Annotated in this window: 24 protein-coding genes; 12 read left to right on the forward strand and 12 right to left on the reverse strand. The window is 31.5% G+C overall.

Going from position 1 to position 23,317, the window contains the following annotated elements:
* Positions 1–22: 22 nt before the first annotated feature.
* The 6 genes from trpA to AJ936_RS02710 form a co-directional block, all read right to left on the reverse strand.
* Positions 23–772 carry a tryptophan synthase subunit alpha gene (trpA, locus tag AJ936_RS02685; RefSeq protein ID WP_044778489.1) on the reverse strand — a complete coding sequence of 250 codons (750 nt, stop codon included), beginning with the start codon at positions 770–772 and terminating at the stop codon, positions 23–25.
* Positions 765–1,943, reverse strand: coding sequence for a tryptophan synthase subunit beta (gene trpB / locus AJ936_RS02690; protein WP_002857405.1), 1,179 nt, complete (start codon positions 1,941–1,943; stop codon positions 765–767). The genes trpA and trpB overlap by 8 nt, the downstream gene beginning before the upstream one ends.
* Positions 1,940–2,539, reverse strand: a complete 600-nt coding sequence (locus AJ936_RS02695) for a phosphoribosylanthranilate isomerase (protein WP_002854429.1) — start codon at positions 2,537–2,539, stop codon at positions 1,940–1,942. The genes trpB and AJ936_RS02695 overlap by 4 nt, the downstream gene beginning before the upstream one ends.
* Positions 2,526–4,127, reverse strand: a complete 1,602-nt coding sequence (trpD, locus tag AJ936_RS02700; protein ID WP_070210136.1) for an anthranilate phosphoribosyltransferase — start codon at positions 4,125–4,127, stop codon at positions 2,526–2,528. The genes AJ936_RS02695 and trpD overlap by 14 nt, the downstream gene beginning before the upstream one ends.
* Positions 4,124–5,374, reverse strand: coding sequence for an anthranilate synthase component I family protein (locus AJ936_RS02705; protein WP_002861115.1), 1,251 nt, complete (start codon positions 5,372–5,374; stop codon positions 4,124–4,126). Before AJ936_RS02705 ends, trpD begins: the two co-directional genes overlap by 4 nt.
* A gap of 169 nt (positions 5,375–5,543) precedes the next feature.
* Positions 5,544–5,669, reverse strand: a complete 126-nt coding sequence (locus tag AJ936_RS02710; RefSeq protein ID WP_002854718.1) for a hypothetical protein — start codon at positions 5,667–5,669, stop codon at positions 5,544–5,546.
* 122 nt (positions 5,670–5,791) lie between these two features.
* Between AJ936_RS02710 and AJ936_RS02715 the strand changes: the two genes are divergently transcribed.
* The 3 genes from AJ936_RS02715 (at position 5,792) to AJ936_RS02725 (ending at position 9,924) form a co-directional block, all read left to right on the forward strand.
* Complete coding sequence (locus AJ936_RS02715; RefSeq protein WP_070210135.1) at positions 5,792–6,577, forward strand: sulfite exporter TauE/SafE family protein; 786 nt, start codon at positions 5,792–5,794, stop codon at positions 6,575–6,577.
* A 73-nt stretch (positions 6,578–6,650) separates the two neighbouring features.
* Positions 6,651–9,476, forward strand: a complete 2,826-nt coding sequence (gene uvrA, locus AJ936_RS02720) for an excinuclease ABC subunit UvrA (RefSeq protein WP_070210134.1) — start codon at positions 6,651–6,653, stop codon at positions 9,474–9,476.
* Between the two features lie 4 nt (positions 9,477–9,480).
* The gene (locus AJ936_RS02725; RefSeq protein WP_002866650.1) at positions 9,481–9,924 is read left to right on the forward strand and encodes a YqaA family protein; all 444 of its coding nucleotides are present in this window, start codon (positions 9,481–9,483) and stop codon (positions 9,922–9,924) included.
* Here AJ936_RS02725 and AJ936_RS02730 read toward each other — a convergent pair.
* Positions 9,880–10,887 carry a nucleoside hydrolase gene (locus AJ936_RS02730; RefSeq protein WP_070210133.1) on the reverse strand — a complete coding sequence of 336 codons (1,008 nt, stop codon included), beginning with the start codon at positions 10,885–10,887 and terminating at the stop codon, positions 9,880–9,882. The genes AJ936_RS02725 and AJ936_RS02730 overlap by 45 nt on opposite strands.
* Positions 10,884–12,245 (reverse strand): MFS transporter, encoded by a 1,362-nt coding sequence (locus tag AJ936_RS02735; RefSeq protein WP_070274032.1) that lies wholly within the window; start codon positions 12,243–12,245, stop codon positions 10,884–10,886. The genes AJ936_RS02730 and AJ936_RS02735 overlap by 4 nt, the downstream gene beginning before the upstream one ends.
* A 161-nt stretch (positions 12,246–12,406) precedes the next feature.
* Between AJ936_RS02735 and polA the strand changes: the two genes are divergently transcribed.
* The 3 genes from polA to motB are packed head-to-tail and all read left to right on the forward strand — an operon-like array spanning position 12,407 to position 16,585.
* On the forward strand, positions 12,407–15,046 hold the full coding sequence (gene polA, locus AJ936_RS02740; protein ID WP_070210131.1) for a DNA polymerase I: 2,640 nt from the start codon (positions 12,407–12,409) through the stop codon (positions 15,044–15,046).
* A gap of 16 nt (positions 15,047–15,062) precedes the next feature.
* Complete coding sequence (gene motA / locus AJ936_RS02745) at positions 15,063–15,839, forward strand: flagellar motor stator protein MotA (RefSeq protein WP_002880492.1); 777 nt, start codon at positions 15,063–15,065, stop codon at positions 15,837–15,839.
* Positions 15,840–15,841: 2 nt separating this feature from the next.
* Entirely contained in the window at positions 15,842–16,585 is a 744-nt protein-coding gene (gene motB / locus AJ936_RS02750; RefSeq protein ID WP_002861111.1) for a flagellar motor protein MotB, read from the forward strand.
* Between the two features lie 5 nt (positions 16,586–16,590).
* Here the strand turns inward: motB and flhB are convergent, their stop codons facing one another.
* Entirely contained in the window at positions 16,591–17,679 is a 1,089-nt protein-coding gene (gene flhB, locus AJ936_RS02755) for a flagellar biosynthesis protein FlhB (protein ID WP_070243301.1), read from the reverse strand.
* A gap of 118 nt (positions 17,680–17,797) precedes the next feature.
* Positions 17,798–18,394 (reverse strand): peroxiredoxin, encoded by a 597-nt coding sequence (locus AJ936_RS02760; RefSeq protein WP_002854219.1) that lies wholly within the window; start codon positions 18,392–18,394, stop codon positions 17,798–17,800.
* Between the two features lie 205 nt (positions 18,395–18,599).
* On the opposite strand from AJ936_RS02760, the gene AJ936_RS02765 reads away from it, so the two are divergent.
* From AJ936_RS02765 to AJ936_RS02790, 6 genes are all read left to right on the forward strand, one after another.
* On the forward strand, positions 18,600–18,884 hold the full coding sequence (locus AJ936_RS02765; RefSeq protein WP_002854354.1) for a DUF362 domain-containing protein: 285 nt from the start codon (positions 18,600–18,602) through the stop codon (positions 18,882–18,884).
* A gap of 112 nt (positions 18,885–18,996) precedes the next feature.
* A complete protein-coding gene (ndk, locus tag AJ936_RS02770) occupies positions 18,997–19,410 on the forward strand; it encodes a nucleoside-diphosphate kinase (protein WP_070274033.1) in 414 nt (137 codons plus the stop codon).
* A complete protein-coding gene (locus AJ936_RS02775) occupies positions 19,411–19,764 on the forward strand; it encodes a hypothetical protein (RefSeq protein WP_044780420.1) in 354 nt (117 codons plus the stop codon).
* 23 nt (positions 19,765–19,787) lie between these two features.
* Positions 19,788–19,934, forward strand: a complete 147-nt coding sequence (gene rpmF, locus AJ936_RS02780; protein ID WP_002858674.1) for a 50S ribosomal protein L32 — start codon at positions 19,788–19,790, stop codon at positions 19,932–19,934.
* A 5-nt stretch (positions 19,935–19,939) separates the two neighbouring features.
* Positions 19,940–20,926 carry a phosphate acyltransferase PlsX gene (plsX, locus tag AJ936_RS02785; RefSeq protein ID WP_070274034.1) on the forward strand — a complete coding sequence of 329 codons (987 nt, stop codon included), beginning with the start codon at positions 19,940–19,942 and terminating at the stop codon, positions 20,924–20,926.
* Positions 20,919–21,893 (forward strand): beta-ketoacyl-ACP synthase III, encoded by a 975-nt coding sequence (locus AJ936_RS02790; protein ID WP_070274035.1) that lies wholly within the window; start codon positions 20,919–20,921, stop codon positions 21,891–21,893. Before plsX ends, AJ936_RS02790 begins: the two co-directional genes overlap by 8 nt.
* On the opposite strand, the gene AJ936_RS02795 is transcribed toward AJ936_RS02790, so the two are convergent.
* Both AJ936_RS02795 and serC read right to left on the reverse strand, forming a co-directional pair.
* On the reverse strand, positions 21,890–22,240 hold the full coding sequence (locus AJ936_RS02795) for a RidA family protein (protein WP_002861107.1): 351 nt from the start codon (positions 22,238–22,240) through the stop codon (positions 21,890–21,892). The genes AJ936_RS02790 and AJ936_RS02795 overlap by 4 nt on opposite strands.
* Positions 22,237–23,313, reverse strand: a complete 1,077-nt coding sequence (gene serC, locus AJ936_RS02800; RefSeq protein WP_070274036.1) for a phosphoserine transaminase — start codon at positions 23,311–23,313, stop codon at positions 22,237–22,239. Before serC ends, AJ936_RS02795 begins: the two co-directional genes overlap by 4 nt.
* Positions 23,314–23,317: the final 4 nt, after the last annotated feature.

Consider the following 23,317-nt stretch of genomic DNA (forward strand, 5'->3'; position numbering starts at 1 on the left):
AATAAAAATATGTTTTAAAATTTTATTTTTTGAAAATTTCTTCAATATCTTTCATTATTATATCCAAATTTCCTTGTTTAAAACACTTTACTATGCTAGTTCCCACAATCACTCCATCAGCAACTCTTCTCATTCTTTTTACATCTTGATTATTTTGAATGCCAAAACCTACAAAAATAGGCAAATTTGTAAAAAATCTGATTTCTTTTACTTTATCTTGCAAGATTGCTTCTTCGACACTTTTCGTACCTGTAATACCTATGCTTGCTAATAAATAAATAAAACCTTTAGCATGTTTTACTAATTTTTTAACCCTTTCTTTAGGGGTTGTAACGCTTACAAGTGTGATTAAGGCTATATTATATCTTTCACACTCTTTAATTAAATCATCACTTTCTTCAAAACTCAATTCAGGCACAATCAAAGCACAAATCCCTAAAGATTTTGCTTTTTTCACAAATTTTTCCAAGCCATAAGAAAAAATTAAATTATAATAAACCATAAAAACCAAAGCTTTTTTAGTTTTTATCCTAGCTAAAAGCTCAAAAACACTATGAATATCCACGCCTTGATTAAGAGCTATTTTTGCCGCATCTGCAATAATCTCACCATCGGCAATAGGATCACTATAAGCAACACCAAGTTCTAAAATATCAATAGGGCTTTGATCTAATCTTTGCAAAAAAGCTTCACTTGTTTGAAGATTTGGATAACCTAAAACCGTATAAGCCACATTTGCATTTTCTTTATAAAATTTTCTAAAATCAACCATAAATCACCCCTTTTTTATAATCTCTAATCATTTGCATATCTTTATCTCCTCTGCCTGAAAGATTTACTACTATCACGCTTTTCTTTTTTAAAGTTGGACAAAGTTTTTCTAAAAACGCTAAAGCATGCGAACTTTCAATCGCTGCAATAATACCTTCCTCTTTGCAAAGTAATTTTAAAGCTTGCATACATTCTTCATCACTTATAGCATGATATTGCGCTCTTTTACTTTCAAATAAAAAAGCATGCAAAGGGCCAATTCCTGGATAATCAAGCCCTGCAGAAACACTATGCACAGGCAAGATATTGCCTAAATCATCTTGTAAAACCTTGGTTTTCATACCGTGAATAATGCCTGTTTTTCCCTTATTTAAAGTCGCTGCATGATAAGGTGTATCGATGCCAAGCCCCCCTGCTTCAATACCTATAAGTTTAACATTTTCATCTTTGATAAAATCATAAAAAATCCCAGCTGCATTGCTTCCACCCCCAACAGCTGCAATAATATAATCTACTTTTTTATTGAGTTTTTGAAGTTGCATTTTGCATTCTTTTCCTATAATGCTTTGAAAATGCGTTACCATTTTAGGATAAGGATAAGGACCTACCGCACTTCCAACCACATAAAAAATATTTTTAATATCTCCAACCCAAGCTTGAATAGCTGCAGTAGTAGCTTCTTTTAGAGTTTTAAGCCCACTTTGTACTGCATGAATTTTAGCACCCAAAAGCTCCATTTTATAAACATTTAAAGCCTGTCTTTGTACATCAGTTGCCCCCATATAAATTTCACATTCAAGTCCTAAAAGTGCTGCTGCAGTGGCTGTTGCAAGTCCGTGTTGACCTGCTCCTGTTTCTGCTATGATTTTTTTCTTTCCCATTTTTTTTGCTAAAAGGGCTTGAGCGATGGCATTATTGATTTTATGTGCTCCAGTATGATTTAAATCCTCGCGTTTTAAATAAATTTCATGCTGATATTTTTTGCTTAAATTTCTAGCAAAATAAAGCGGAGTAGGACGCCCCACATAAGTTTTTAAAAGCTCGTTTAATTCTTTTTTAAAGAGTTTATCTTTAGAAAATTTCAAAAAAGCACTTTCTAGCTCATTTAAAGCAAACATTGCACTTTCAGGCAAAAACTGCCCACCAAAATCCCCATAATATGCTTTTTTCATTTTTTCAGCTCCTTTAAAATTTGTTTTATTTTGTTGATATCTTTTAAGCCTTTTTCATCTTCAAGCTTCGAATTAAGATCTAAAATTTTAGCTCCTGTTTTTACGGCCTTATGAATATTATCCAAACCTATGCCTCCAGCTAATACAAAATCTTTAGTATAAGAACTTAATAAAGTCCAATTAAAACTTATTCCATTACCGCCCTTTAAAATTCCCTTAGCATCAAAAAGCACTAAATCAGCAAAAATTTCACTTTTTAAATCTAAACTATCTTCCACACTTATCACCTGCCATACAAAAACATTTTGTACCTTTAAAATTTCAAATTCTTCTTTGGTAATAGTGCGATAAATTTGTACTCCATCAAGCTTAACTTCTTGAATACATCTTAAAATTTGTTCCAAATTTTCATCTACAAAAACACCGACAACTTTTTTATCTTTTTCATGAAAAATTGCACTTAAATTTCTTGCTTGTTCTAAACTCACTCTTCTTGGACTTTTAGCAAAAATAAGTCCAAAAAAATCAATATTTAAAAAAGCTAAATCTTTAGCATTTTTTTCATCTTTAATGCCACAAATTTTAAGCTTTAGCATAAGCTTGATACTCCTTAAAATACTCTATAACCTTACCTGAATAAATGGCTTCTAAAATCATATCTTTAGCCACTAAAGGCGAACTTGCTTTATTGGCTGTATAAAGTGCAAACATAGCATTTAAAACTACTAAATCAAATTTTGCCCCTTGCATTTTACCACTTAAAATATCTTTTAAATCCTTAGCGTTTTCATATGCACTAGATCCTATGATTTCACTATGAAAAGCTCTTTTAAAACCAAATTGTTCAGGACAGATAGAATACTCTAAAATTTCTCCCTCACAAAGCTCATAAATTTTACTTTCATCACAAATACTAAGCTCATCCATACCATCATTTCCTCTTACCACTAAAGCTTTTTTGCGTCCTAAATTTTTTAAAACCTCTATCAAAAGCCTATGCACAGGTGCGTGATAATTTCCCATAAGTTGATATTTTAACTTTAAATTAGGGTGCAATAAAGGACCTAAAACATTAAAAACCGTTCTTACTCCAAGTCTTGATCTGATCTCTTTAAGTTCTCCTACTAAAGGATGAAAAAATGGAGCATGTAAAAAACTAAGCCCTTGATTATTTAGTTGTTTTAAAACTGATTCTAAAGTGTTTAGAGTAGTTATATTTAAAGCTTCTAACACATCTGTACTTCCGCTAGAACTTGAAATGGCACGATTTCCGTGTTTGGCTACTTTTACCCCTAAAGCTGCTAAAATAAAAGCGCTAGTCGTAGAAACATTGATACTTTTAAAACCATCTCCACCTGTTCCGCAAATATCAATCATCTCACTCTCATCACTAAAAGTTTGAGAATATCTTAAAATTTGTCTTACAAAAGCACTTAAAGATTTTTCGTTTAAAGACTTTTCTGTGATTAAAATCAACAAAGCCGCCACTTGTAAAATTTCATAATCTTTAGACATAATAATCTTACAAATTTGCTCAAAATCATCGCTTTGTAAAAAATGATTTTCACTCATTTTTTGCAAATAAAAACTTAAAGGATTTTCTTGTTTTTGTGATTTTTTTATATCTTGTTTTAAAAAATTAGAAAAAAGCTGTAAGCCATATTCACTAAAATAGCTTTCAGGATGAAATTGCACACCATAATAAGGTAAATTTTTATGTCCCAAAGCCATAATCACACCCTTCTCATCAAGGGCTAAAATTTCAAGCTCATCACTAAGCTGTTTAACCTCTAAAGAATGATAACGCATCACGCTAAAATTTGGAGGCAAATTAGAAAATAATTCATTTTCCTTGCATTGTTTTATCAAAGAATTTTTTGCATGCATAGGCTCTTGCATCTTAACCACTAAAGAATCAAAAGCTAAAGCTAAAGCTTGATGTCCTAAACAAATGCCCAAAACAGGGATATTAAGCCTTGCTTTAAAAATTTCAAGACAAATCCCACTTTGACTTGGATGCTTTGGACCAGGACTTAAAATAATATGAGTAGGATTTAAATTTTTAATTTCACTCAGAGAAATTTCATCATTTCTTCTTACTAAAATTTCATCATTGCTGAGTTGCTCTAACATGCTTTTGACATTAAAAACAAAAGAATCATAATTATCAATTAAAAGTATCATTGATTTTCCTTTTTTAAATTTTCAAAAGCTACCAAAAGCGCCTTGCGTTTAGCACAAATTTCTGCATATTCTTTTTGACTCTCACTTTGCAAAACAATACCCGCCCCACTTGCCAAATAAGCCTTATCTTGAGTAAAAAAAGCGCAACGAATTAAAATCGCTAAAGTTATGTCTTCGTTAAAATTTAAAAATCCTACCGCACCACCATAAATTCCACGATCGCAATCTTCAAGCTCACTAATGATCTCTAAAGCTCTTATTTTAGGAGCTCCGCTTAAAGTTCCCGCTGGAAAAACTGCTTCAATCACATCGAAAATACTCGCATCTTCTTTCATATTGGCATACACTTCACTCACTATGTGCATTACAAATTTATTTTTAATAATAGAAAAAAGATTTTCCACTCTTGTTTGAGCGCCAAATTTAGAAGCATCATTTCTTGCTAAATCTACAAGCATCTTATGTTCACTAAGTTCTTTTTCATCACTTAAAAGATCTTTTTCTAAAGCTAAAAGATCACAGTTATTTTCCAAATTTCTAGTTCCAGCAATAGGGGCTAAATAAATCTCTCTTTTTTTAATTTTCAATAAAAACTCTGGAGAAGAACCCAAAACAACACCATATTTACTTGGAAAATAATACATATAAGCGCTTGGATTTAAAGCACTTAAACTCTCATAATAATCAAAAGCATTTACTTGATGCTTGATACAAAGTTGCTTACTTAAGACCACTTGAAAAATATCTCCACTTAAAAGATATTCTTTAGCTTTTTCACACATTTTTAAAAAATCATTTTTTTCATCTTCTAAAGAATTTAAAATTTCAAAAGCATTTTTTTGTTTCTTTTTAATTGGTTCAATATCATCTTTTAAATATTCAAAATATTTTGAAGCGCCAAATTTAAAAAACATCTTACTATTTTTCTCATAAATCAAATAAGCTTTAGCATTGGCAAATAAAAATAAAGGAAAATCATAATTTTTCTTAGAAGAAAGTGGAATTTTCTCAAACAAAGATACAAAATTCGCACTAAAAACTCCAAAAAATCCAGCAAAGTCGCAAATTTTATTCTTACTTAAAGCTTCATAATATTTTGCCTTAAACTCGCTAAATGATAATTCATTAGCATCTAAATAATCACAATCAATCCCTATAATTACCTTAGTCAAATCCTCTGCAAAATAAGAATTTTCAAATTTTTCAAGGATTTGTCTGTAATAAAAATTTACATTTTTAACAAACATAATAGGCCTTTTTTAAAAAAATAAAATAAATAAAAATAATACTAAAGAAAAAATTTAGATAAAAAGAAGTTTAGAAACGCCAAGAGCGAAGAGTGTGTGTAAGTTTTAAAATCAAAGAATTACCAAAAAAATCATTTTCACTCATCTTTTACCTTTCTTATAAAATATTTCAAAAATTAAGACTTTTATGAAAATTTTTAAAGTCTAAGTTAATTTTAATCAATAAATATAAATTTTGCTTTAAATTTAAAATAAATATTATAAAATCTTTATATTTTATAATATTTTGAAACATTTTTACGATGCTTAAAGTTACCAAAAAAATATTCTATTGTTTTAAAAAACTAAGATAATACTTAGCTTAATAAGATAAAATTATTCCGTATTTGAAATATTTAATATTTTTTAGGAAAAGCTATGGAAATCACAGATTTACCTTATCTAATCATAGGAATCATTTCAGGTATTGCTTCTGGACTTTTTGGCATTGGTGGAGGTATGATTATCGTTCCTTCTATGTTCGCACTTGGAGCAAGCGCTCACCATGCTATCGGAATTTCAGTATTGCAAATGATTTTTGCAGCAGTTTTTGGCTCTTATATTAATTATAAGAAAAAAAATCTAAATCTTAAAGATGGTGTTATGATAGGTTTTGGAGGGCTCATAGGGGCAAGCTTTAGCGGAATACTTTTAAAAGCTTTAAGCGATGTAGCTCTTACTAGCGTATTTTTGACGGTAAGTTGTATATTTTTTATCAAATATGCTTTTGGAATTAAAGAAAACATTGTGCAAATTCAAAGAAGCGTTTGGGTAAAGAATGTCATTTTATTTATTGCTGGAGCTTTTACTGGTATTTTTGCTATTTCTTTGGGAATTGGTGGTGGACTTTTAATTGCTCCAATTTTAGCTTATTTTTTAGGCTATGATAGTAAAAAAGTTGTTTCCTTATCCTTGTTTTTTGTTATTTTTGCTTCAGTCTCTGGTGTTATATCTTTTTCAAATTCTGGAGTTATAGACTCTGAAGTTATTCATAAAGGAATACTAGTAGGTATAGCTTCTATGGTTGGAGTTTTTATAGGAATTAAAATCATAGAAAAAATGCATATTTCAGCTCATAGAAAAATTTTACTTTGCGTATATGCCTTATCAATACTTGGAACCACCCACTCTTTGCTTAATAAGCTAAATCTTATAAATTTTTAACTTGGATTTATCCAAGTTCTTTTAATATTATTATGCTAAAATCTTAAATTTATTTTAATGTTTAGGAAAGACTATGAACGATACCATCAAAATCATTGGTGCAAGAGAAAATAACCTAAAAAATATCCACCTTGAAATTCCCAAAAACAAACTCATTGTTTTTACAGGACTCAGTGGAAGTGGAAAATCAACCCTTGCTTTTGGCACTCTTTATGCTGAAGGACAACGCCGTTATATAGAAAGTTTAAGTGCTTATGCCAGACAATTTTTAGATAAGGTAGGCAAACCTGATGTCGATAAAATCGAAGGTTTAACTCCAGCCATTGCCATAGATCAAAAAACTACTTCTAAAAATCCACGCTCGACCGTGGGAACCATCACTGAAATTTATGATTATCTAAGACTTTTATATGCAAGAGTTGGCATTCAACATTGTCATCAATGTGGACAAAAAATCTCATCTATGAGTGCAAGTGATATAGTCAGTGAAATTTTAAAATTTCCAAAAGGTGCAAAAATCATCATCTACGCCCCACTCATACGAGAAAAAAAAGGAACTTATGCAGATTTACTTGAAAATTTGCGCAACAAAGGCTATGTAAGAGCTCAAATTGATGGAGTTTTAGTAAGACTTGATGAAGAAATTGAACTGGCTAAAACCAAAAAACACACCATTAAACTTGTCATAGATAGACTTGAAATTCAAGAAGATTTACTTTCTCGCCTTGCAAGCGATATAGAAAAAGGCTTACAAGAAAGCTTTGGAGAAATAGAAATAGAAGTTTTAAATCATGAAGAAATAAATCTTAATAAACACTATCATTTTAGCGAGCATTCAGCTTGTTTTGATTGTAAAATTTCCTTTGTTCCACTTGAACCTTTAAGCTTTTCTTTTAATTCTCCAAAAGGAGCATGTGAAGCTTGTGATGGACTTGGAATTCGTTATACTTTAGATATGAAAAAAATCATCGATGAAAATTTAAGCCTCGAAAATGGTGCTGTTAAAATCATGTATGGTTTTAACAAAAGTTATTATTATAAATTCCTAATCGCCTTTTGCGAACAAAATGAAATTCCTATCAAAATACCTTTTATGCAATTAAGCGAAGAGCAAAAACGCCTTGTATTATATGGTAATGTCAAAACTATAGAATTTCTTTGGAAAAGAAATCGTCTAAAACGCACTTTTGAAGGCGTGGTTAAAATGGCTTATGAAATGCTAAAAGATGAAAAAGATTTAGCCGAATATATGAGTGAAAAAATTTGCAAAGACTGTGGTGGGCATCGTTTAAAACCAGAAAGTTTAGCCGTGAAAGTAGCCAAAAAAGGCTTGGGTGAAATTTTAGATATGAGCATAGAAGATAGTACGGCCTTTTTTGCAGATGAGAAAAATTTTTCCTATTTAAGCGAGCAGCAAAAACTTATTTCTAAACCTATCCTAAAAGAAATCAACGAAAGATTGTTTTTCTTGTATGATGTGGGGCTAGGTTATCTTTCTTTAGGGCGTGATGCAAGAACGATTAGTGGGGGTGAAGCACAAAGAATCCGTATAGCTTCACAAATTGGCAGTGGTTTAAGTGGAGTGATGTATGTCTTAGATGAGCCTAGCATAGGACTTCATGAAAGAGATACTGCAAAACTGATTAAAACTTTAAGAAATTTACAACAAAAGGGCAATACCCTAATTGTCGTAGAGCATGATAAAATGACCATAGAAGAAGCAGATTTTATTGTAGATATTGGTCCAAAAGCAGGAAAATTTGGAGGTGAGGTTGTATTTAGTGGAACTTATAAAGAACTTTTAAAAAGCAAAAGCGAAACTGCACTTTATATGAATGGTAAAAAACAAATTTCACAGCTTAAAAATAGAGAGCAAAAAGAATGGCTAGAGCTTAAAAATGTAAATATTAACAATATCCAAGATTTAAGCGTAAAATTTCCTTTGCAAAATTTAGTCGCTATAACAGGAGTTTCAGGTTCTGGAAAAAGCTCTTTGATACTTCAAACCCTACTTCCTTTTGCACAAGAGGAATTAAACCGTGCGAAAAAAGTTAAAAAACTTGGTGGAGTGCAAATAGAAGGACTTGAAAAACTTGATAAAGTCATTTATCTTGATCAAAGCCCAATTGGGCGCACACCACGATCAAATCCTGCCACCTATACAGGCGCTATGGATGAAATCAGAAATCTTTTTGCCGCCACTAAAGAAGCTAAAATGCGTGGTTATAAAGCAGGACGCTTTTCTTTTAATGTCAAGGGTGGAAGATGTGAGAAATGTAGCGGAGATGGAGAAATCAAAATAGAAATGCATTTTTTACCTGATGTTATGGTAGTTTGTGATACTTGCGGGGGCAAACGCTACAATGATGCCACGCTAGAAATCAAATATAAAGGCAAAAATATCAGTGAAATTTTAAATATGAGTGTTTTAGAAGCGAGTGAATTTTTTACAGCCGTTCCTAAAATCAAACAAAAATTAGACACTCTAGTAAAAGTGGGTTTAGATTATCTAACTCTAGGACAAAATGCCACCACCTTAAGTGGAGGTGAAGCGCAAAGAATCAAACTTGCTAAAGAACTAAGCCGTAGTGATACAGGAAAAACTCTTTATATACTTGATGAACCTACAACAGGACTACATTTTGAAGATGTTAATAAACTCATCTTAGTTTTACAACATTTGGTTGATCTTAAAAATTCGGTTTTTGTAATAGAACATAATTTAGATGTGATTAAAAATGCTGATTATATCATCGATATGGGGCCTGAAGGCGGAGTTAAAGGTGGAAAAGTTATAAGCACAGGAAGCGTGGAAAAAGTCGCTAAAGAACACAAAAAAACCCGTTCTTACACAGGATATTATCTAGACTTAGAGCTTAAAAATACACAAAAATCATAATTTTATGTTTGATTTTTTATATAATGATATAAGTTATTTAGGACTTTTTATAGTGTGTTTTCTTTCAAGCACACTATTACCCTTAGCAAGTGAAGCCTTTGTTTTAGGCTTTATAAAACTTGATTTTAATCCAAATTTAGTGCTTATCGTAGCCACTTTGGGTAATACCTTAGGAAGTTTAAGTACTTATGGCTTGGCTTATCTTGGTAAGCAAAAAATTTTAGAAAAATACTTTAGCAAATCCTTAAAAAAATTAGAAAATTTCAATGCTAATTTTGCTAAATTTGGAAGTATATTTGCTTTTTTTACTTTTTTACCTTTAGTGGGAGATCTTTTTGCCTTAGGACTTGGTTTTGCGAAATATTCTTTTTTAAAAACTATATTTTTTATCTTACTTGGAAAATTAAGTCGTTATGCTTTCATAATTTTCATAGCAAACTCCTTTTAAAAGACTCTCTTTTATAAGTTTTAAAAGCTTTGTATTATCTACATTTTTTAAAATTTTAACACAATTTTTAGTGCTTAAATCCACCCCCATACTCATTTTTGGCTCTTTAAAACAACGCCAACTCATACCTCTTGCCAAAGAACTATCGCAAATAACATCAGCATAACACTCATCAAAATCTGCAATACTAGAATCTAATGCGTAAGCTATCGTTAAAGCGTCATGTATCCAAGTTCCCTTTGTACCACGTGTTTTAGAGGCATAATCAATCCAAACACCTAAAGTTTCAACGATAAAATCACATAAAATATTCTTACCTTGCAACTCTTTTAAATCCTCGTGTGTTAATAAAGTCTGCATGGTTGCATTATAAGGCACGAGTGTAATTTTAGCTCTTGAATTTAACACTATACTAGCCGCCTCAGGATCGAAACCAAAATTTGTATCTTTAGTATAATAAGGCATATCAAAACTACCGCCCATAATAAAAAGCTCTTTAAGATTTATATCAAAATCTTTAAAAATTTTCATAGCCATAGCGATATTTGTCAAAGGTCCTATCGCGCAAATAGAAATTTCTTTAGGATTTTTACTCACCAACTCACCCATTTTAAAAATCGCATCAGGATTTATATTTTCTAAAATTTCGGGACTTTTTATATTTTCCCAAAGATATTCAAGTTTAAAATTTTTTACACTTTCATCAAGTCTTTGACGCCAAGCTTTACTTGGTTCTTTTAGGGCTTCATTTGCTCCCAAATAAACGGGGATATTTAAATTTAAACGTTTAAATAAATCCTTAGCCACGCTATAGGCAACAAGACTTGGAACATTACCGCAAATTGTGCTTAGCATTTCAAGTTTGATTTCTTTAGATGCCAAAATCAAAGCAAGCGCTAAACCATCATCAGTATTTGCTCCTGCAATAGCATTGCCTATATCCGTGTCTAAGATAAGTCTCATATCGCATCTTCTATTTTATTTAAATCCCTGCCTCTAGTTTCTGGCGCAAAAAATGTAGTCACAAAACCTATACCTGCAGTTAATACAAAATATGTCGCAATAGGCCACCAAGTGCCATAATACGCAAGCAAAGCAGAAGCCACCATAGGCGCTGTTCCTCCTGAAAGAATAGAACCTAGCTCCTTAGCAAAAGCCATTTTTGTATAACGGTTTTTTACCCCAAAAAGTTCTACACCCCAAGCCGCTTGTACACCAAAAATCCCTAAAGATGCTAAAGACATACCTACAATAATAGTTAAAATCACAATAATTTCATTTTTACTATCTAAAAGCATAAAAGCAGGAAAAGCATAAATCATCAAAAGCAAACAAAACATTCTATAAGTAATACGTCTTCCAAATCTATCACTTAAATAACCTGCCAAAGGAATAATCAAAAAACCCACCAATGAAGCTATCATCACCGCTGTAGTGGCAACTGATTTGTCTAAAAGTAAAATTTTAGTCACATAGCCTACAATAAAACCTTGTGCAAGATAAGAAGGTCCATTTTCACCTATTCTTAAACCCACCATAGTCCAAAAAGCACGACTTTTTTGCCAAAAACTTCTTTCATCTTTTTTCATATGCTTTTCGTTATTAAGACGCAATTTCATCATTTCATTTTTTTGCTTTTCAAAAACAGGGGTTTCTTTGACATGAAAACGAATATATACAGCAAAAAGAGCGATTAAAATACTTCCCATAAAAGGAAATCTCCAGCCCCATTCTTTAAAACTTGCTTCATCCATTTGTACCATCAAAAGCCACACAAAAGACGCAAGCAAAGTTCCGCTATTTGATCCTAAAGCAATCACAGAAGAAACAAGCCCTCTTCTCTTGCTAGGAGCATATTCTCCAAGCATAACTGTTCCACCTGAAAGTTCAGCTCCTGCACCAAAACCCTGTATAAAACGTAATATAACCAAACAAATAGGCGCCCAAACACCAATCACTGCATAACTTGGAATAAAACCTATAAGAGTAGTTGAAATTCCCATTAAAGCTATTGTAGCCATCATAACATTTTTTCTTCCGTGTTTATCACCTAAATAACCAAAAAACAAAGCCCCAATAGGTCTTGCAATAAAACCTATGCCATAAGTTACAAAACTAAGTAAAAGTGCAATTACTGGAGTTTGCTCAGGAAAAAACACTTCTGAAAAAATTGTTGCAGCTGCTAAACCATAAAGTGCAAAATCTGCATATTCCATAGCAGTTCCCAACCAGCAAGAAAAAACTGCCTTTTTAAAAACTTTCCTACCTTCAGGCGTGTTAAAATTCTTATCCGCAATTCCATCAATTTGCTGATTTGTCATTACATTATCCTTATATTTTAATATATTTTTTTATAAATAATTTGTAATTATGGCTAAAAATTGCAGTGTTTTTGCTTAAAGATCTTAAATTGTAGACATTTTAAGCAAAATTTTGAAATAATACAACTTAAAAATATATTTTATCAAAAGAAGAAATTATTATGAAAACTTTAACTATTATCGATACTTTTGGATTTTTTTTCAGACTTTACTACGCATTAAAAGGTTTTAAAAATTCACAAGGACAAGCTAGTGGAATGATTAGCGGTTTTGCAAATTTTATTTATAGCTTAAAAAATGAACATAAAAGTGATTATATTGTTTTTGCATTAGACTCCAAAGGAAAAACTTTTCGTAGCGAAATTGATCCAAACTACAAACAAAATCGCACTCCACCACCACCTGAACTTCTAGAACAAATTCCAATTTGCATAGAGATGATAGAAAAAATGGGTTTTATAAGCGTTTCTAGGGAAGGTTATGAAGCCGATGATATCATCGCTTCTTTTGTAAAAACTTGTGAAGATAGGGACATTTTTGTACGCATTATCACTCAAGATAAAGATCTTTATCAACTCATAAAAGATGGTAAAACAAGCATTTACAGTCCCATTTCTAAAAACGACTATGATGAAGTAGCGTGTTTAGAAAAATACGGAGTAAAACCTAATCAAATCAGAGATTTTTTAGCTCTTTGCGGAGATAGTTCTGATAATATTCCAGGCGTTAAAGGTATAGGTGCAAAAGGGGCTAAAACCTTACTTGATGAATTTGGTAGCATAGAAGGAATTTATGGAAATTTAACTCTAATACGCAATGAAAGAAGTCGTAACTTGCTTTTAGAGGGTAAGGAAAATGCATTTTTAAGCAAAAAATTAGCCTCTTTGTATGAAAATTTAGAAGTGCAAGATCTTATAGAAAAAGCAACTTATCCTAATGAAGAACCTCTTTTAAAAATACTTGAAATTTTAGAACATTACGAACTTAATACTTTACTTAAAAAACTGCGTCAAAATCCTGATAATAAAGATAAAAATTTAGGTTTTAAAGCCACTTTAATACAAGATGAAAACAAACTTTTTGAAATTTTAAATACCCTTGATAAAGAAAGTATTATTGCTTTTGATACCGAAACCACAGGACTTGATACAAAAGAAGCAAAAATTGTTGGTTTTAGTTTTTGCATGAGTGAAAATGAAGCCTTTTACGTGCCTTTAACTCATAACTATCTTGGAGTAGGTGAGCAAATTTCATTGCAAAGTGCCAAAAAAGCTATAGAGCTAATCTTTAATCATTTTGTTATAGGACACAATCTCAAATATGATTTTAAAATCATTCAAAACAATTTTGGATTAAATTTACCTCAAAAATACGCAGATACAATGATTTTAGCATGGCTTAAAAATCCTTCTTTAAGAGTAAATATGGATGATTTAGCCTTAAGACTTTTTAATTATGAAACCTTACATTTTGAAAGCCTTGTTAAAAAAGGAGAAAATTTTGCAAGTGTAGAACTTGAAAAAGCTTGCAAATACGCCGCAGAAGATGCTTATATCACGTTAAGATTTTATCTTTATTTTTTAAAAAATCTTGAAACTCCTTTATTAGAACTTGCTAAAAACTGTGAATTTGATTTCATTAAAATCATTATGATGATGGAAGAAAATGGCATAAAGCTTGATACAAATGCACTTGAAGTCCTTATGAAAAAATTTGAAAATGAAATCAAAAATTTAAGTGAAGAAATTTATACTCTTTGTGAGGATAGATTTAACTTAAACTCACCTAAACAAGTAGGTGATATACTTTTTGAAAAACTTAAACTTCCAAGTGGAAAAAAAGGAAAAACAGGATATTCTACCGATGAAAAAGTTTTAAATGCACTTTTAGATAAACATCCTGTAATTGCTAAAATTTTAGATTATAGAGAACTTGCCAAACTTTATTCCACTTATTGCGAACCTTTGTTAAAACTAGCGTTAAAAGATAAAAATTCACGCATTTATTCAAGTTTTTTACAAACTGGCACTGCAACGGGTCGCCTTTCATCTAAAGATCCAAATTTGCAAAATATTCCTGCACACGGACAATACGCAAAAGATTATAAATCTTGTTTTGTAGCTAAAGATGGATTTAGTTTTATCTCTCTTGATTATTCTCAAATCGAACTGAGAATGCTTGCGCATTTTAGCGAAGATGAAAAACTTTTAAATGCTTTTGCCAATGATGAAGATATACATGCAAGAACAGCTATAATGATTTTTGGAGAAAGCAATTATGAAACCAGAAGTGTTGCAAAAAGTATAAATTTTGGACTTATTTATGGCATGGGCTATAAAACTTTAAGTCAAAATTTAAAAATAGAAGCTCATTTAGCCAAATCTTACATAGAAAAATATTTTGAAAATTTTACTAGCATTAAAAAATATTTTGAAACAGTTAAAAACGAAGCTAAACAAAATGGTTTTATCACTACTTTAAGCGGTCGCAAGCGTTATTTTGATTTTGAAAATGCAAAACCTATGCAAATTGCCATGTATGAAAGAGAAAGCATTAATTCAATCTTGCAAGGTTCAGCAGCAGATGTAATCAAACTTGCAATGCTAGAAATCAATAAAGAATTAAATGAAGACAAAAAGCTTATTTTACAAATTCATGATGAATTAATTTTTGAAGTAAAAGATGATTTATGTGAAAATTTTGCAAAAAAAACTAGAGATATTATGGAAAATATAGTAAAATTAAAAGTAAAATTAAAAACAAGCTCAAGTATTGCCAAAAATTGGGGCGATTTAAAATAATCAAGGAGATATTTATATGGATCTTTCAACCATACTGGGAATGGTGCTTGCAGTTACTAGTATTTCAGTAGGAGATATACTAGAAGGTGGTAATCCTTTACATGTTATACATCTTTCTTCCTTTCTTATAGTTATGCCAACAGCTGCATTTTGTGCAATGACTTCTACACATAAAAAAATTGTAAAAGCAGCTTATAAAGAACTCAAAGTTGTCTTTAAAGGCTCTGGCGTAAATCTACCTGAAAGGATAGCCCAGTTAATAGAATTTGCTATTATTGCAAGAAGAGATGGACTTTTAGCATTAGAATCAAGAACCAATGAGATTGAAAATGAATTTTTAAAAAATGCTATGATGATGCTTGTAGACGGTAAAAGCTTTGAAGAAATTCACGAAAGCATGGAAATACAAACCGAACAACTTGAAGAGCATTATAAAGAATGCGCAGAATATTGGATAGTATTTGGAGAAACTTGCCCTACCATGGGACTTGTTGGAGCGGTTTTTGGTCTTATTCTAGCTCTTAAATTGCTAGACAATCCCCAAGCAATGGCAGCGGGTATTTCAGGTGCTTTTACAGCTACGGTTACTGGGATTTTTGGTGCTTATGCGCTTTTTGCACCTTGGGGAAGAAAAATGAAAGCTAATGGAATGGATCTTGTAAAAGAGCAAATTGTCATCACTGAAGCCATAAAAGGAATTGCAGAAGGTGCAAACCCTAGAGATTTGGAAGCTAAGCTTTTTAATTTCTTAAGTCACGATGATCCAAAAATTTCACAATTTGACAAAGGTTAAAAATGGCTAAAAAACATAAATGTCCAGAATGTCCTGCAGGTGAAAAATGGGCCGTGCCTTATGCAGACTTTCTAAGTTTGCTTTTGGCACTTTTTATTGCTCTTTGGGCAATTTCTAAAACAAATCCTGCTAAAGTAGAGGCTTTAAAAACCGAATTTGTTAAAATCTTTGATTATACCTCTACTCAAACAGTCAAAGAAGAGAGCAAAACCCAAGAAAAATATAAGGGTGCAGCAAAAGAAGAAAGTGATGAACTCAAATCGTTAAAACAAATGACTATGACACAGCAAGAAACCATCAAACGTCTTCAAGCGGCTCTAGATCAAAGCGACAATCAGGTTGCTCTTAACCTTCCATCCAAAGTTGAATTTGAAAGAGGTAGCGCTCAAATCGTTTCAGCTGATATACAAGATTATTTAAAACGTATGGCTGAACTAACAACATATTTGCCACCTCAAGCAAAAATAGAAATTAGAGGCTATACAGACAATAGCGACTCTATTATAAGAAGTTATGAACTCGCCTACCAAAGAGCAGAAAATGTATTAAAATATTTTATAGAAGGTGGAGCAAATTTGAAAAATATTAGCATTAAAAGCTACGGGCTTAATAATCCCATCAATGGAAATCCGCAAGCCTTAGAAAATAATAGAGTAGAAATATATTTTAAAGTCGACACAGCAGATACAAGTACTCAAAAATCGGTTCTTGAGCTTATTAACAAAATAGGAACTAAAACACCTTAAAAGTTTTAGTTTCCTTTTTTTACTTGATCAGCTAAACGACTCTTATTATTTGTATTATAAACAAATCCTAGCACCTCAGCTACAGCTTTAAACATTTCCCTAGGAATAAGATCATTAACATCACAAGCTTTATAAAGCTCTCTTGCTAAAGGAGGATTTTCATAAACCACAACATTATTTTCATAGGCTACTTGTTTTATGCGAAGAGCGAGAAAATCCACTCCTTTAGCAACAACCCTAGGGGCTTGTTCTTTACTTGTATCATAACGAATAGCTACGGCATAATGCGTTGGGTTTGTGATCACCACATCCGCACCTGCAACATCTTGAACCATACGACGACGCGCAGCTTCCATTTGAAGTCTACGAATTCTACCTTTAACCTGAGGATCTCCTTCCATTTGTTTATACTCATCTTTTATTTCTTGTTTGCTCATACGCAAACCTTTAAAATACTGAAAACGCACCAAAAAAACATCTAAAACAGCAATAATTAAAAAAGCAACTATAACAATAGCTGCTAAAACAATAGCTCTGTCTCTTAGCCAAGTAAGCTGTGCAACCATAGTATAAAGCTCAACTCTTGGAAGCTCTTGCATAAATTTAAGTAAAACTATAAAAGCTATAGTAAAAACAATACCCACTTTTAAAATAATTTTTATACTTTCAACAATTTTTTTCAATGAAAAAAGGTTTTTTAAACCTTTTAGAGGATTGATTTTTCCTAAATTTGGCATAATAGGTTTAGTTGTAAAAATAAAACCAAATTGCATAATATTTCCCAAAACCCCAGCAATCATAATACTTAAAACAATAGGTGCAAGAATAATTAAAACCTCAAAAATGCTTTTAATCATAATGGCTTGAATAATACGCAAATCAAATTCAACACCAATAAAACTTTGATAGTATCTATATAAATTTACAATTCTCTCGCCCATAAAACTCATCATAAATAAAGTTATAGTTACTCCAATTATCAAAGTTACAATAGCTGCCGCATCTTGAGACTTTGGAACATTACCTTCTTTACGCGCATCTTCTATCTTTTTGGACGTGGGTTCTTCTGTTTTTTCTTGATCTTCGCCTGCCATATTTTAGCCTAAATAAAAATTTTAATATGTGTGTAAAATTATAGTAGAAAATTTATGAATTTCAATTAAAGAATAAAAATGAAGAAAAAGCCTCGTAAAGAGGCTTTATACTAAGAAATTAAAGTTTAGCTTCGTTTTTGCCAAGATATTCAGCCACGCCTTTAGGGTTAGCTTTCATACCTTCATCGCCCTTATTCCATCCTGCAGGACAAACTTCACCATGCTCATTTGTAAAAAGCATGGTATCAACCATTCTTAACATTTCATCTATATTTCTACCTAGTGGTAAATCATTAACCACAGCATGGCGAACTGTTCCATCAGCATCAAGCAAGAACGAACCACGAAGGGCAACTGCTTCTGCATAAAGTACATCAAAATTTCTAGCAATCTGCTTAGTTAAGTCAGCAACAAGCGGAAATTTAACCTGACCAATACCACCTTGATTTACTGGAGTATTTTTCCAAGCAAAATGTGAAAATTCATTATCTCCTGAAATTCCAATTACTTCAATGCCACGATTTTTAAATTCTTGATATCTTTTGTCAAAAGCTATAATTTCTGAAGGACAAACAAAAGTAAAATCTTTTGGATAAAAGAATACTACCGCTCCTTTTGGACCTATGTTTTTATAAAGATTAAAATCTTGAACAATTTCATTGTTTCCCAATACTGCTGGAGCAGTAAAATCTAAAGCTTTTTTAGTAACTATCATATTTTCTCCTAAATAATAAATTTTATTGATAACGAAATTATATCGTTTAAATCTTTATTTTTTTTTAAATATCTAAAATAATATTAAAAATTTAAGAAAGTTATAATTATTATCAAATAATGTAAATTTTTGATTATCAAAATTTACATTATTTAAGAATTTTATGCTAAAATCTTTTAAATATTAATATTAAAAAGGAGAAAAAATGGCTGTAAAAATTACAGATATATGTATTGCTTGTGGTTCTTGTATTGATGAGTGTCCAGTGAGTGCTATCGTTGATGACGCTAACAATCCAGAAGGTGAAGATAGATATTATGTTTATGCAAACAAATGCGTTGAATGCGTAGGACATAATGATCAACCAGCTTGTGCCAGTGCTTGCCCAACAGATGGATGTATAGTTTGGAGTGCTGTAGAATCAGGACAACCAAGTCGTGATAATATCGGCGCTGATATGAGAAGCGGGGACACTCCAGTTTTTGCATAATTTTAAAAAATTAAAAAGCTAGAGATTCCTAGCTTTTTCTTTTAATTTAACTTTTTTTAAACAAATTCAAGTATAATTTTAAGCTTTATTAAAATAAGGAGTTATTACAAAGATGGAAAAAACTTTATCTATAATTAAACCTGATGCTGTTAAAAAAGGTGTTATAGGAAAAATTTTAGATCGTTTTGAAAGCAATGGATTAAGAATCGCTGCAATGAAAAAAGTTCAACTTAGTAAAGAACAAGCTGAAAATTTTTATGCTGTTCATAAAGAAAGACCTTTTTTTAAAGACTTGGTTGAATTTATGATTAGCGGTCCTATTGTTGTTTCTGTGCTAGAAGGAGAAGGTGCCGTATTAAAAAATAGAGATTTAATGGGAGCGACAAATCCTAAAGAAGCTAAAGCAGGAACAATTAGAGCCGATTTTGCTGAGAGTATTGATGCTAATGCTGTTCATGGAAGCGACAGCTTGGAAAATGCAAAAATAGAAGTTGAATTTTTCTTTAAACCAAACGAAATTTGCTAAATGAAAATCCCTTTTTCTAAGATTAACATAAAGGAATATCCTTTTAAACTTAATCTTGAAAATATGATTTTTGAGGGAAATTTAGTAAAAATAAATCCTAAGCTTGTTAAAATAAATGCTATTATGCAAGGTTTTATCTATAGACCTTGTGATAGTTGTGGAACTGAGTTAGAACTTGAAATTAAAGAAAATTTAGAACTTTTTGCAAGTGATGGTATTTTTAAAGATGAAGCAAACAAATTGAGCAATACTATAGAATTTTTCGATGGACATATTGATTTAATAGAAGTTGCTATCAGCGAGCTTGAAGCTTATTTGAGTGATTATTTTTATTGCATAAATTGCAATAATTAATTAAATTTTATAAAGGAGAAAAAATGGCAGTACCAAAGAGAAGAGTGAGCAAAACTCGTGCAGCTAAACGCAGAACTCACTATAAAGTTAGTCTTCCTATGCCTATAAAAGACAAAGATGGAAGCTACAAAATGCCTCACCGTGCGAATCCAACAACTAAGGAATATTAAAATCAATGATTAACATTGCCATTGATGCAATGGGTGGTGATTTTGGAGAAAAACCCATTATAGAAGGCGTTTTAAAGGCGCTAGAAGCAAAACCTTTTAACGCTATCTTAGTGGGAAATTCTAAAATTCTAAAACCTTTAATACCAAAAAAATTAGAGCAATATATACAATACGAAGAATCTAGTGAAATTTTTTCGATGAATGAAAATGCCACAGATGCTTTAAAAAATAAAGAAACAACCATATACAAAGCTATTAATTTATTAAAAGAAAAAAAAGTAGATGCTGTAGTTTCAGCGGGTCATAGTGGAGCAAGTATGTCTTTGGCTACCTTAAGGCTTGGAAGACTTAAAGGTATTTCAAGACCTGCTATTGCCACTTTAATGCCAAATATCGTTAACAAAACTTTACTTTTGGATGTTGGGGCTAATACAGATTGTAAAGCTGAAAATTTATTTCAATTTGCCATAATGGGTGAAGTTTATGCTAAAGAAATTATGCAAATTCAAAAACCACGCCTTGCTTTACTTTCTAATGGCGAAGAAGAATGCAAAGGTAATGAACTTACCAAAGAAAGTCATCAGCTTATGAAAAAAATTCCAAATTTTATAGGCAATGCTGAAGGTAGAGATATTTTCAATGGCGAAATAGATGTTTTAGTCTGTGATGGTTTTAATGGAAATGTGATTTTAAAAGCTTGTGAGGGTGTAGCAACAGCAATTTTTCAACTTTTAAAAAATGAAGTAAAACAATCTTTTATTTCTAAAATAGGTGCTTTACTTATGAAACCATCTTTTAAGAAATTAAAAAAACATATTGATTGGCAAGAATATGGCGGAGCACCCCTTCTTGGAGTTAATGGTTGCGTGATCATAAGTCATGGAAAAAGCGATTCTAGGGCCATTAAAAATGCAATTTTTCAAGCTATAAATTTTAGCCAATCCCATATCAATGAACTTATAGAAAATGAACTTGGGAAATACAATGCTTAAAGCCGGTCTTAAAAGCATAGCTTCTTATATTCCAGAAAAAATTTTAAGCAATGCCGATCTTGAAAAGATGGTAGATACTACCGATGAATGGATCACTAGACGCACAGGCATTAAAGAAAGACGCATTGCTAATGAAAATGAAAATACCAGCGATTTAGGTACAAAAGCTGCATTAAAAGCTATAGAAAGAGCAAATTTAAAGCCCGAAGATATTGATGCTATTCTTGTAGCCACTTTAAGTCCTGATTATTTTACCATGCCTTCAACAGCTTGTAAAATTGCTTCAAATTTAGGACTTGTAAATATTAGTGCTTTTGATATTTCAGCAGCTTGTTCTGGTTTTATCTATTTGCTTGAACAAGCTAAAGCCTTAATAGAAAGTGGTTTGAAAAAAAATGTTTTAATCGTAGGAGCTGAAAAAACAAGTTCCATTATGGATTACAATGACAGAAGCATTTGCATACTCTTTGGAGATGGTGCGGGTGCTGGAGTTGTAAGTTTGGACAATGAAAATCATATCCTTGATGTACATACTGCAAGCAATGGTAATTATGGAGATCTTTTAATGACTCAAAGATCGCAAAAATCAAGCCTATGTCAAACACTTTCTATGCAAATGAGGGGCAATGAAGTTTTTAAAATAGCAGTAAACACGCTTAGCAATGATGTTGTAGAAATTTTAGCTAAAAATAACATTTTAGCACAAGAAATTGATCTTTTTATTCCTCATCAAGCTAATCTACGCATCATTAAAGCCGTCCAAGAAAAACTCAATCTAAGTGATGAAAAATGTGTGATCACTGTGCAAAAATATGGCAATACTTCAGCTGCTTCTATACCTATGGCAATGAATGATGCCTATGAAGAAGGTCGACTTAAAAAAGGAAGTCTGATCTTACTGGATGCTTTTGGTGGTGGTTTTACTTGGGGATCTGCGCTTTTAAAATTTGGAGGAGAGAATTTTTAATTCTCTCTTAACTTTCCAAAAGCTTGAATTTCTACCAAATAACCCTCTGCTAAAGCACTTCCCACACAAGCTCTAACAGGTTTAGGGTAATTTTTAATCCAAGCATCATAAATTTCATTCATTGCATCAAAATCTTTCATATTAGCTAGCCAGATTTGAATTTGAATTAAATCTCCTTTGCTTGCGCCTATTTTTTCAAACAAAGCATCAAGTTCTGCAAGCGCTTCTTTGGTTTGTTTTTTAATATCTCCGCTAGGTTCAAAAGCCACTTGTCCTGCGGTCTTAAAATATTTATCAAAAACAATAATTTGCGACATTCTATCGCACTCATCAAAACGCTTTATCATGTATATTTTCCTTGAAATTCTTTCATAAATTCACACAAGGTTTTTACCTGATCCAAATTAAGTGCATTATAAATACTTGCACGAATTCCTCCTAAAATTCTATGTCCTTTAAGTCCTATCATTCCAGCTTCTTCGGCTTCTTTTACAAAAAGAGGTTCTAAATCTTTATTTTTAGCAATATTAAAACTCACATTCATTAAAGATCTATTCTTTTTATCTGCATGTCCTTTATAAAATCCATTGCTTAAATCAATACATTCATAAAGCATAGTAGCTTTTTGAGAATTTTTCTCATACACTTTATCAAGCCCACCTTGATTTAAAAGCCAATCCATTTCAAGATTAAACATATAAATGGCAAAGGTTGGAGGCGTGTTAAACAAGGACTGATTCTCGGCATGAGTCAAATAATTTAACATACTAGGAATTTGTTTATTTTTAGATCTTTCTAACATATCTTTACGGATAAAAATACAACTTAAACCCGAAATTCCAGCATTTTTTTGCACTCCGCCATAAAAAAGAGCGATATTTGAAAAATCTACTTTTCTAGAAAAAAAATCACTCGATGCATCCACAATCAAAGGAGCTTTAGTTTTAGGATAATTTTGATATTGAGTGCCGTAAATAGTATTGTTAGAACAAATATAAGCATAATCAGCATTATCACTAAATTCCACTCTAGGAATATGATCGAAATTACTTTCCTCGCTACTTGCTACGGTTTTAACATTGACACCTAAAATTTGTGCTTCTTTAATTGCTTTTTTTGTCCAAACTCCTGTATTTACATATTCACAAACCCCGTTTAAAGCTAAATTCATAGGAATCATAGCAAATTGCAAACTTGCTCCACCTTGTAAAAATAATACTTCATAATCATCATTTAACCCGTAAAGTTTTTTAGCTTTCTCTTGTGCTCCAAAATGCACTTCTTCAAATACTTTTGTGCGGTGAGAAATTTCCATTATAGAATAACCCCTATCCTGATAATCACAGAGTTCTTTTTGAGCTTGCTCTAAAATTTCTAAAGGTAAAGTTGATGGCCCTGCGCTGAAATTGATTTTTCTCATAATC

The organism is Campylobacter sp. BCW_6877, assembly GCF_001762445.1.
GTDB lineage: Bacteria > Campylobacterota > Campylobacteria > Campylobacterales > Campylobacteraceae > Campylobacter_D > Campylobacter_D jejuni.